The organism is Pseudomonas orientalis (assembly GCF_001439815.1).
Lineage (GTDB): Bacteria > Pseudomonadota > Gammaproteobacteria > Pseudomonadales > Pseudomonadaceae > Aquipseudomonas > Aquipseudomonas orientalis.
This window is the reverse complement of the sequence record NZ_JYLM01000020.1, coordinates 1-9,751: the sequence shown is the minus strand read 5'-3', so window position 1 is coordinate 9,751 and position 9,751 is coordinate 1. Positions and strand designations below refer to the sequence as shown.

Sequence of the window (9,751 nt, the reverse complement as noted above, 5' to 3'; positions counted from 1 at the left end):
TCGTAAGCGGGAGGCGAATTCTACAGCGTTACACGCTGCTGTCAACACCTCTTTTTCAACTTCCTTTTGGCTTCGATGAACTGAAGCAACCTGCTGTCGAAACCTACTTAACTCATTGTTTACCAAGGAGTTTTCCGTTTCGACTGCGCCGGAAGTGGGGCGAATTATAGAGAGATATAATTCGCCGTCAACCCCTAATTAGAGACTTACTCGGATTTGAGCGTAATACGCGCAAAAGCCTTCTTTCCAGCCTGACAAACGTGGGTAGCGCCCAGCTCGTATATAAAGGTGCGATCAACTACCTCACCATCTATACGCACACCACCCGAACCGAGCAGGTCACGCGCCACCGCCGAGTTCTTCACCAAGCCTGCCTTATTAAGGACAGCCGCGATCGGCATCGCCTCAGCCGCAGTCAACTCGATCTCCGGCAAATCATCCGGCAGCTCGCCATCCTTCATACGATTGCCCGCCGCACGGTGGGCATTGGCCGCAGCCTCTTCACCATGAAAGCGCGCCACGATCTCTTCGGCCAGTTTGATCTTCACATCACGCGGGTTGGCGCCAGCCTCCACATCAGCACGCAGTGCATTGATTTCATCCATTGAGCGAAAGCTCAGCAATTCGAAATAGCGCCACATCAACGAATCCGGAATGGAAACCAGCTTGCCGTACATCACGCCTGGCGCTTCCTGAATACCCACATAGTTACCCAGGGACTTGGACATCTTCTTGACGCCGTCCAACCCTTCCAGCAACGGCATGGTCAGAATGCACTGAGCCTCCTGCCCATAGGCGCGCTGCAGCTCACGCCCCATCAACAGGTTGAATTTCTGATCCGTCCCACCCAGCTCGATATCCGCCCGCAACGCCACCGAGTCATACCCCTGCACAAGCGGGTAAAGAAACTCATGGATCGCGATCGGTTGATTGGTGGAGTAGCGCTTGTCGAAGTCATCGCGTTCAAGCATCCGCGCGACGGTGTACTGCGACGTCAGGCGAATGAAATCCGCCGGCCCCATCTGGTCCATCCAGGTAGAGTTGAAGGCCACCTCGGTCTTGGCCGGATCAAGGATCTTGAACACCTGGGTCTTGTAGGTCTCGGCATTGTCGAGAACCTGCTCGCGCGTCAGCGGCGGACGCGTTGCGCTCTTACCGCTCGGATCACCGATCATCCCGGTGAAGTCACCGATAAGAAAGATGACCTGATGCCCCAAGTCCTGGAACTGACGCAGCTTATTAATAAGCACGGTATGGCCAAGGTGCAGATCCGGCGCGGTTGGGTCAAAGCCAGCCTTAATACGCAGGGGCTGGCCACGCTTGAGTTTTTCTATCAGCTCAGCCTCGACCAACAGTTCTTCCGCACCACGTTTTATCAGCGCTAGCTGCTCTTCAACCGACTTCATAACAGACCCGCAAGGCTCAGATTCAAAAGGGAACCAACCATACAAGATCAGGGCCTAATTACAAGTTTTGCCCTGCGCACGGACACCATTGAGCAAGCCCAGCGTTCGCGAGCTTGCGCCACAGATGATTTGGTTATATTTTATACAGTTATTTCATCTTCATCATGTCATTCATCTTTTCCATTTCATCTTCAAAGTCAAAATACTTATGACCACTGAACCGTCTAAAGCGCCGCCGCTTTACCCGAAGACCCACCTGCTCGCCGCAAGTGGTATCGCCGCCCTTCTCAGCCTGGCACTTCTGGTATTCCCTTCCAGTGACGTAGAAGCCAAACGAACATCCCTAAGCCTTGACCTGGAAAGTCCTGTTGAGCAACTGACACAAGATCAAGACGCTTCCGACGCACAACAAGCCACAAATACCCCTGCCGAGTCTCCGTTCGCGCAGATTGAAAACACGCCGGAAGAGACTCAGAAAGCCGCTCAGGACAAGCCCGCAACCGTCGCCACCAAAGACCCACAGCATCGCGAAGTGATCGTGAGCAAAGGTGACACGCTGTCAACGCTGTTCGAAAAGGTCGGATTGCCTGCAGCCACCGTCAATGACGTCCTGGCTACCGATAAGCAAGCCAAGCAGTTCACCCAGCTAAAACACGGCCAGAAGCTTGAATTCGAACTGACGCCCGACGGCCAGTTGAACAACCTGCACACCAATATCAGCGACCTGGAAAGTATCAGCCTGAGCAAGGGCGCCAAGGGTTTTGCCTTCAATCGCATCACTACCAAACCGGTCATGCGCTCTGCCTATGTGCATGGCGTGATCAATAGCTCGCTGTCGCAGTCGGCCGCCCGTGCCGGCCTGTCCCACAGCATGACCATGGACATGGCCAGCGTATTTGGCTACGACATCGACTTCGCCCAGGACATCCGCCAGGGTGACGAATTCGATGTGATCTACGAGCAGAAAGTCGCCAATGGCAAAGTTGTCGGCACCGGTAATATTCTCTCTGCGCGCTTCACCAACCGTGGCAAGACTTACACCGCAGTGCGCTATACCAACAAACAGGGCAACAGCAGTTACTACACGGCTGACGGCAATAGCATGCGCAAGGCGTTCATCCGTACCCCGGTGGACTTCGCTCGTATCAGCTCGCGTTTCTCCATGGGCCGCAAGCACCCCATTCTGAATAAAATTCGCGCCCACAAAGGTGTCGACTACGCCGCTCCGCGTGGCACGCCAATCAAGGCAGCCGGCGACGGCAAGGTGCTGCTGGCCGGGCGTCGCGGTGGTTACGGCAATACGGTGATCATCCAGCACGGCAATACCTACCGCACGCTGTATGGCCACATGCAAGGGTTTGCCAAAGGCGTCAAGACCGGTGGAAACGTGAAGCAGGGTCAAGTGATCGGTTATATCGGCACGACTGGCCTGTCTACCGGGCCGCACTTGCACTATGAGTTCCAGGTCAACGGGGTACACGTTGATCCACTGGGCCAGAAGCTGCCGATGGCCGACCCGATCGCCAAGGCAGAGCGCGCGCGCTTCATGCAGCAAAGCCAGCCACTGATGGCCCGCATGGATCAGGAACGCTCCACCCTGCTGGCTTCGGCGAAGCGTTAAGGTATGCCGCGCTATATCGGTGTGATGTCCGGGACCAGCCTCGATGGCCTGGACATCGCTCTCATTGAACACGATTCTACGGTCAGCCTGATCGCCACCCACTACATCCCCATGCCTGCCACCCTGCGTGCCGAGCTGCTTGGCCTGTGTGCCAGCGGCCCGGATGAAATCGCCCGCTCGGCAATCGCCCAGCAGTCCTGGGTCACACTCGCCGCTCAAGGCATCCACGCCTTGCTGGACCAGCAAAACCTCAAGCCCGAGGATATTCGCGCGATTGGCAACCATGGACAGACCATCCGCCATGAACCCGCCAGGGGCTTTACGGTACAGATCGGCAATCCGGCATTGCTCGTCGAGCTGACTGGCATCACGGTGGTCAGCGACTTCCGCAGCCGCGACGTAGCCGCAGGCGGCCAGGGCGCACCTTTGGTACCCGCCTTTCATGAGGCGCTGTTCGGGGAAAGTACCGGCAACCGCGCCGTACTGAATGTCGGCGGTTTCAGCAACCTGAGCCTGATAGAAACCGACAAACCTGTATCGGGCTTTGACTGCGGCCCCGGTAACGTCTTGCTGGACGCATGGATTAATCATCAACGCGGCGAGCACTTTGATCGTGACGGGCAATGGGCAGCCAGCGGCAAGGTTCAGCCGCAGTTACTCAACACGCTGCTCGGCGATGCCTTTTTCGCGACCAAAGGCCCGAAGAGCACAGGACGTGAAGTGTTCAACCTGGGTTGGCTGCAGCAGCACCTCGACGGGCTGCCAGCGCTTCTCCCCCAGGATGTGCAAGCCACATTGCTGGAGCTGACCGCCCTGACCATCATCGAATCCCTGCAAAGCGCCCAACCACGAACCGAAACCCTACTGGTGTGCGGCGGCGGCGCCCATAACGGTACGCTGATGAATCGACTGGCAGCACTGCTGCCGTCCACACAGGTCTGCAGCACCGCAGCCTATGGCGTGGACCCGGACTGGGTGGAAGCCATGGCCTTCGCCTGGCTGGCCCATTGCTGCCTGGAAGGCATCGCCGCAAACCGCCCTAGCGTCACCGGTGCTCGCGGGCTGCGCGTGCTCGGCGCGATCTACCCCGCCTGATTCCCAGACAGCAAAATGCCGCTTGGCCGATCAAAGCCAAGCGGCGTTTTTCTATCCGTGCAAACCAGCTTTCGATCAGATCGAGAACGAAGACCCGCAACCACAGGTAGTCGTGGCGTTAGGGTTCTTGATCACGAAACGCGACCCTTCCAGCCCTTCCTGATAATCCACTTCAGCACCCGCCAGATACTGGAAGCTCATCGGATCCACGACCAGGCTCACACCCTCGCGCTCAACGATGGTGTCGTCATCGGCCACATCTTCATCGAAGGTAAAACCGTACTGAAACCCTGAACAACCGCCGCCCGTAACGAATACGCGCAGCTTCAAGCGATCATTACCCTCTTCATCGACCAGGCTCTTCACCTTGTGCGCAGCACCGTGGGTGAATTGCAAAGCCGTGGGGGTGAAGGACTCAACGCTCATGCTGATAATCTCCCGGCGTAACGCCGCCATATGCGTAATGGCCGGTATTATCCGCTTCTCCTAGAAAAGCGGTCAACTATTGTTACGGTATATCAATAGGCGCTGCGCCCATTAAAAACACAAAAAGCCCGAGTCTCGGGCCTTATGTGCAACCGGGTGCAAGCCTTAAGGCAACATCCCCGCGTGGGACAAGCCCAACTTCTCATCCAAACCGAACAGGATGTTCATGTTCTGCACCGCCTGGCCCGACGCGCCCTTGACCAGGTTATCGATCACCGACAGCACCACCACCAGGTCGCCATCCTGCGGACGATGCACCGCAATCCGGCACACGTTGGCGCCGCGCACACTGCGGGTTTCCGGATGGCTGCCCGCTGGCATTACGTCGACGAACGGCTCACTGGCATAACGCTTTTCGAACAATGCCTGCAGATCCACCGAACGATCGACAACGGTCGCGTACAAGGTGGAGTGAATCCCACGAATCATCGGCGTCAAATGCGGCACGAAGGTCAGGCCCACGTCCTTACCCGCAGCGCGGCGCAGCCCCTGTCGGATCTCAGGCAAATGACGATGCCCCTTGACCGCATACGCCTTCATGCTTTCCGACGTCTCGGAATACAGCGAGCCTACCGCGGCGCCACGACCGGCGCCGCTGACGCCCGACTTGCAGTCCGCGATCAAACGCGCGGTGTCCGCCAGGCCGGCTTCCAGCAATGGCAGGAAACCCAACTGAGTCGCCGTCGGATAGCAACCCGGCACCGCAATCAGGCGTGCCTGCCTGATCTGCTCACGATTGACTTCCGGCAAGCCGTATACCGCTTCTTCCAGCAACTGCGGCGCGCCGTGAGGCTGGCCGTACCACTTGGCCCACTCATCGGCATCCTGCAGACGGAAGTCCGCGGACAGATCGATCACCTTGGTGCCCGCCGCCAGCAGCTCACCGGCCAGTGCATGCGCGACCCCATGAGGCGTAGCGAAGAACACCACGTCACAGGCGCCCAATGTCTTGATGTCCGGCACGCTGAAAGCCAGGCCGTCGTAGTGGCCTCGCAGGTTCGGGTACATATCGGCCACAGCCAGGCCGGCCTCGGAGCGTGAAGTGATGACCACCACCTCAGCCTGCGGATGCTGAGCCAACAGACGCAGCAATTCGACACCGGTGTAACCCGTGCCGCCGACGATACCGACCTTGACCATAAACCTGCCCTCAACGAACCCACTGGAAAGCCGTCGATGATAGGGGCCGCATCGTCCTGCGACAACCGCCAACGTGACGTACGGGCACCTGAGCTACTACTATCTTCGCTACCGTGAATCTGGGAATAACTAAAAATGCTTTATCTATGGGTCAAAGCCTTCCATATCGTCAGCATCGTCTGCTGGTTTGCCGGGCTGTTCTATCTGCCACGCCTGTTCGTCTATCACGCTCAAAGCGACGACACCGTCAGCAAGGAGCGCTTCAGTGTCATGGAGCGCAAGCTGTACCGTGGCATCATGGGCCCGGCGATGGTTGCCACGCTGGTCTTCGGCATCTGGTTGCTGGTACTCAACCCCGGCCTGTTCCAATCGGGCGCGTGGATTCACGCCAAGCTCACCCTGGTCGTACTGCTGATCGGTTACCACCACATGTGCGGTGCGCAGGTAAAACGCTTCGCCCGTGGCGAAAACACCCGCAGCCATGTGTTTTATCGCTGGTTCAATGAAGTGCCGGTCCTGATATTGCTGGCAATTGTAATTCTGGTCGTGGTCAAACCGTTTTAACTTCAATTGCTCGGGAACCTCCAATGTCCGATGCTCCCGACCAACTGCTCGGCGCGAACCTGGCGTATTTCAGCACGCGTTTTATCGGTACCATCGAAAGCCAGACGCCGGTTGCGTATAAAGAGATGCTGCTCACAGCGCGCGCCGCTGACATCGTGCACACTGCGCCTGTTTCCGGTGTGCCTGCAAGCTTCATGCGCCAGAGCCTGGAAAATGCCAGGCACGCGAAAACGCAGCACAGTAGCGCTGGCCAGTTTGACCCACATACCAGGTCTGCCGATTGGGCGACCTGCATACCCTTCCTGATCAAGTGACAAGGATGCCCGCATGAGCGACAGCCGTTTCAAGATTGTGTTTGACGGAGCCTTGCGCCCGGGTGTCGAAAGCACCACCGCCAAACTGAACCTCGCCGAGCTGTTCAAGAGCGATGTCGAGGCGATCGAAAAGCTATTCACCGGCCGCGAGGTCGCGCTCAAGCGCGATCTGTCTCGCGCCGACGCGCAAACCTATCTCATCGCGCTGCAAAACGCCGGGATCGATGCACGTATCGAAGCCGAACAACCCGTGGCTTTCAGCCTTGCCGAGACCCACGAAACAGGCTCCTCCGCCCCGGACTTCTCAAGCTCCACCGCATCGCCTTATGCCCCACCACGCGCCGCCGTCGGCGATAACCTGCCGGAGTACTCCACGCTCAAGGTCTTCACTATCCACGGGCGCATCGGTCGCCTGCGCTACCTGGCCTGGACGCTGGCACTGACCGTGGCGATGCTGGTGGCTGGCGGGATCATCAGTACCGTGGGTTTCGCGGTGGCTACCGCTTCGCCAACGATTGCGATCATTCTCGGCTCGCTGCTGGGCTTCGCCCTGTTTGTGGGACTCGTGGTCGTCAGCGTGCAAATCGGCGTGCAACGCCTGCATGACCTGGGCTGGTCTGGCTGGCTGTACCTGCTGAACCTGGTTCCGCTGGTGAACAGTATTTTCCCTCTGCTGCTGCTGGTATTGCCGGGCAACACCGGCGCCAACCAGTACGGTGCGCCGCCACCGCGCAACTCCACCGCGGTTAAAATCCTGGCTTCGTTGTGGCTGGCGTTCATCCCATTGATGCTCATCGTGGTGGTAACCCTGGGCATGAACGGCTACCTGGATCAACTTGAAGCCAACATGGGCAGCGGTTATGAAAGCAGCTCCATCACCACCGATGAAGACGCCGACCCAAGCGTCATCGTTGATGAAGAAGCAGCGCAAAGTGCTGACGACGCGGCCGAACCTGTAGACTCTCCAGAACAGTGAAGAAACGCCCGCCGCCTGTGATGCCTTTGTCACAGGCGGCGGCGTTGCGATGGAGAAAGGCATGACCCGTTACACTCTGATCACCGGTGCCTCCAGCGGTATCGGCCTGGCTTTGGCCGAAGCCCTGGCCCGACGTGGCCGCAGCTTGATTCTGGTGGCCCGCCAGCGTGATCAGTTGGAAAGCATTGCAACCGAATTGACTCAACGTTTCGGCGTCGAGGTGCTGTTCCGTGCCTGTGACCTGGGCGAGCCGCTGCGGTTGTCGGGCTTTTTGCTGGAGCTTGAAGAGGGCGAGCGGCAGATCGACCTGCTGGTCAACTGCGCCGGTATCGGCACCAGTGGGCCGTTCCTGGCCCAGGACTGGATGACCGAGCAGGACCTGATCGAAGTCAACATTCTCGCCCTGACCCGCATGTGCCATGCGCTGGGCAATGCCATGGCGCTGCATGGCGGCGGGCAGATTCTCAACGTCGCCTCGATCGCCGCCTTCCAGCCGGGCCCGTGGATGAGCAGCTACTACGCGAGCAAAGCCTACGTACTGCACTTCTCCGAAGGCTTGCGCGAGGAACTGAAGACCTGTGGCATCAAGGTCTCGGTGCTGTGCCCCGGGCCCACGCGCACCGCTTTCTTCGGCACCGCGCAAATGGACACCGCCAAACTCGACCGCAGCCAACAGTTGATGAGTCCCGAAGAAGTCGCGCTCTACACCGTGCGTGCGCTGGAGAAGAACAAGGCGATCATCATTCCGGGGCGCCGCAACCGCTGGCTCGCCTTCAGCCCACGCCTGAGCCCACGCTGGCTTACCCGAAAAATTGCCGGTGCGATCAACAAGGCCTATTGCCCGCGTTGAGCGCCTCGGTACACTCACCCTCTCGTTCACCATGGAGAAACAGCTGTGGATACTCTGTTCACCAAGATCATCAATCGAGAAATACCCGCGAACATCATCTATGAAGATGACCAGGTACTGGCTTTCCACGATATCGCCCCGCAGGCGCCGGTGCATTTTCTGGTCATCCCGAAAAAGCCCATTCGCACCCTCAATGACTTGACCGAGGACGATAAAGCCCTGGCCGGCCATATTCTGTTCACTGCCCAGCGCCTCGCCGTTGAACTAGGTTGTGAGAAAGGTTTTCGCGTGGTGATGAACTGTAATGAAGAAGGCGGGCAAACCGTGTATCACATCCACATGCACGTGCTGGGTCAGCGCCAGATGAACTGGCCGCCGGGCTGAGCGCACAAGGCAAATTGACTCAGCGCAAACGCGCCGTCTTCTCTTGCGGTAAACTGGCCGCCGAGATTCTTTCCGGAGGTCAGCATGACTACCCAACGTCACTACTCGCCGATTGACCGTCTGTTACTGCAAGCCGACACGGCCATGCGTACGCTGTTGCCATTCAGCGGCCAACCGCACCGCCCGTCACCCGCCATCGTGCAACCTGACGCACAGATGAGCGAGAGCGAGACCCGCCATGTGGCCGGCCTGATGCGTATCAACCATACCGGTGAAGTCTGTGCCCAGGCGTTGTACCAAGGCCAAGCCCTGACCGCCAAGTTACCGCAGATACGCGCGGCGATGGAGCATGCGGCTGAGGAAGAGATCGACCACCTGGCCTGGTGCGAACAGCGCATTCGCCAGCTGGGCAGTCATACCAGCGTGCTGAACCCGCTGTTCTATGGCTTGTCGTTCGGGATTGGCGCCGCTGCCGGCCTGATCAGCGACAAGGTCAGCCTGGGGTTTGTCGCGGCAACTGAACGCCAGGTGTGCAAGCACCTGGACGAACACCTTGAACAGTTGCCGGCCGAGGACGAAAAGTCCCGGGCCATTCTTGGGCAGATGCGCATCGATGAAGAGCATCACGCAGAAAGCGCGCTGGATGCCGGCGGCTTTCGCTTTCCTGCGCCAGTGAGGTTCGGCATGAGCATGCTGGCCAAGGTCATGACCAAAAGCACCTACAGAATCTGAAGCATGACGCGCAAAATCCGGCACCTGCGCAATGGTGACGCGGAGCGTCACGAGATGCATTCCCACGCAGAGTGAACTGACCCCACAAAGCTGGACGATTTTCTGTCTACGCCTGAGCGGCCTGAGTTCTGTATTCAACAGGACTCAGGCCGTTTAGCTTCAATCTGATACGCGAGTGATTGT

The 9,751-nt window shown here is 58.4% G+C and carries 11 protein-coding genes and 1 pseudogene; 8 read left to right on the top strand and 4 right to left on the bottom strand.

Going from position 1 to position 9,751, the window contains the following annotated elements:
• Positions 1 to 206: 206 nt before the first annotated feature.
• Positions 207 to 1,406: a tyrosine--tRNA ligase gene (gene tyrS / locus TU82_RS27260; protein ID WP_057726487.1), complete on the bottom strand. Its 1,200-nt coding sequence runs from the start codon at positions 1,404 to 1,406 to the stop codon at positions 207 to 209.
• A gap of 208 nt (positions 1,407 to 1,614) precedes the next feature.
• Between tyrS and TU82_RS27255 the strand changes: the two genes are divergently transcribed.
• Positions 1,615 to 3,027 (top strand): peptidoglycan DD-metalloendopeptidase family protein, encoded by a 1,413-nt coding sequence (locus tag TU82_RS27255; protein ID WP_057726485.1) that lies wholly within the window; start codon positions 1,615 to 1,617, stop codon positions 3,025 to 3,027.
• 3 nt (positions 3,028 to 3,030) lie between these two features.
• Complete coding sequence (locus TU82_RS27250; RefSeq protein WP_057726483.1) at positions 3,031 to 4,122, top strand: anhydro-N-acetylmuramic acid kinase; 1,092 nt, start codon at positions 3,031 to 3,033, stop codon at positions 4,120 to 4,122.
• 75 nt (positions 4,123 to 4,197) lie between these two features.
• Here the strand turns inward: TU82_RS27250 and erpA are convergent, their stop codons facing one another.
• Both erpA and argC read right to left on the bottom strand, forming a co-directional pair.
• Positions 4,198 to 4,548: an iron-sulfur cluster insertion protein ErpA gene (gene erpA, locus TU82_RS27245; protein ID WP_003176443.1), complete on the bottom strand. Its 351-nt coding sequence runs from the start codon at positions 4,546 to 4,548 to the stop codon at positions 4,198 to 4,200.
• Positions 4,549 to 4,713: 165 nt separating this feature from the next.
• On the bottom strand, positions 4,714 to 5,748 hold the full coding sequence (gene argC, locus TU82_RS27240) for an N-acetyl-gamma-glutamyl-phosphate reductase (RefSeq protein ID WP_057726480.1): 1,035 nt from the start codon (positions 5,746 to 5,748) through the stop codon (positions 4,714 to 4,716).
• Between the two features lie 135 nt (positions 5,749 to 5,883).
• Between argC and hemJ the strand changes: the two genes are divergently transcribed.
• The 6 genes and pseudogenes from hemJ (at position 5,884) to coq7 (ending at position 9,568) form a co-directional block, all read left to right on the top strand.
• Positions 5,884 to 6,312: a protoporphyrinogen oxidase HemJ gene (gene hemJ, locus TU82_RS27235; protein ID WP_057726478.1), complete on the top strand. Its 429-nt coding sequence runs from the start codon at positions 5,884 to 5,886 to the stop codon at positions 6,310 to 6,312.
• A 41-nt stretch (positions 6,313 to 6,353) separates the two neighbouring features.
• Positions 6,354 to 6,572 (top strand): annotated as a pseudogene (locus tag TU82_RS28500) (nitronate monooxygenase); the annotation flags it as partial.
• Positions 6,573 to 6,639: 67 nt separating this feature from the next.
• A complete protein-coding gene (locus tag TU82_RS27225) occupies positions 6,640 to 7,602 on the top strand; it encodes a DUF805 domain-containing protein (protein ID WP_057726475.1) in 963 nt (320 codons plus the stop codon).
• A gap of 61 nt (positions 7,603 to 7,663) precedes the next feature.
• Complete coding sequence (locus TU82_RS27220) at positions 7,664 to 8,452, top strand: SDR family NAD(P)-dependent oxidoreductase (protein WP_057726473.1); 789 nt, start codon at positions 7,664 to 7,666, stop codon at positions 8,450 to 8,452.
• Between the two features lie 45 nt (positions 8,453 to 8,497).
• The gene (locus TU82_RS27215) at positions 8,498 to 8,836 is read left to right on the top strand and encodes a histidine triad nucleotide-binding protein (RefSeq protein WP_057726471.1); all 339 of its coding nucleotides are present in this window, start codon (positions 8,498 to 8,500) and stop codon (positions 8,834 to 8,836) included.
• An 84-nt stretch (positions 8,837 to 8,920) separates the two neighbouring features.
• Positions 8,921 to 9,568, top strand: a complete 648-nt coding sequence (gene coq7 / locus TU82_RS27210) for a 2-polyprenyl-3-methyl-6-methoxy-1,4-benzoquinone monooxygenase (protein ID WP_057726469.1) — start codon at positions 8,921 to 8,923, stop codon at positions 9,566 to 9,568.
• Positions 9,569 to 9,674: 106 nt separating this feature from the next.
• Here coq7 and TU82_RS29405 read toward each other — a convergent pair.
• Positions 9,675 to 9,751: IS3 family transposase (locus TU82_RS29405; protein WP_346243103.1), on the bottom strand; the 77-nt coding region annotated here is incomplete at its 5' end.